Annotated in this window: 1 protein-coding gene; it reads left to right on the plus strand. The window is 39.4% G+C overall.

The window, feature by feature from the left end:
- A partial coding sequence (locus tag AAOP42_RS00145) for a group II intron maturase-specific domain-containing protein (RefSeq protein ID WP_349526426.1) occupies positions 1 to 578 on the plus strand: 578 nt, incomplete at its 5' end.
- Between the last annotated feature and the right edge of the window lie 108 nt (positions 579 to 686).

Genomic DNA, 686 nt, shown 5'->3' on the forward strand with positions numbered 1-686 from the left:
TGGTACGGTATGCTGATGACCTGATCATTCATTGCAGGAGCCAAATAGAAGCTGACAGAATACTTGCATCACTAAAAGAACGTCTAGAAGTTTGCGGTTTACGAGCCCATCCTGAGAAGACGAAAATAGTATATTGTAAGAAAGATGGCAGAAATCTAAAAGGTTATCCTGTACAGTTTGATTTTCTTGGATTTAGTTTTCAACCGATCAGGAATAGACTAAGACAAGGAGGTAGTTTTCTGCAATTTGACTGTAAAATGAGTCGTAAATCGAAAGTACGGATAACACAAGAACTTCGAAAGTTAGAATTTCATAATAAAACGCAACGAGGGATACAGGATTTGGCAACATTGCTGAACCCTAAGATTCGAGGTTGGATACAGTATTATGGAAAGATTAGTCGAAGAAGTTTAAACCCAGTGTTCTACTACTTACACCATCGGTTGATAAGGTGGATATTGAACAAGTACAAAAGCTTCAAAGGAAGCAAAGTCAAAGCTGTAAAATGGCTCAGGCGGGTTACGAACTCTTATCCAAACTTATTTTACCATTGGGAATTGGGCTACAAATTGGTCTGATCATTTTTAGATCATATCGACTGCATAATAAGAGCCGTGTGAATTGAGAGGTTCACGCACGGTTCTGGGAGAGGTTTAGGGGTGCAATTCCCCTTTACCTACTCGACT

Source organism: Reichenbachiella sp. MALMAid0571, assembly GCF_040151475.1.
GTDB lineage: Bacteria > Bacteroidota > Bacteroidia > Cytophagales > Cyclobacteriaceae > CAXBNB01.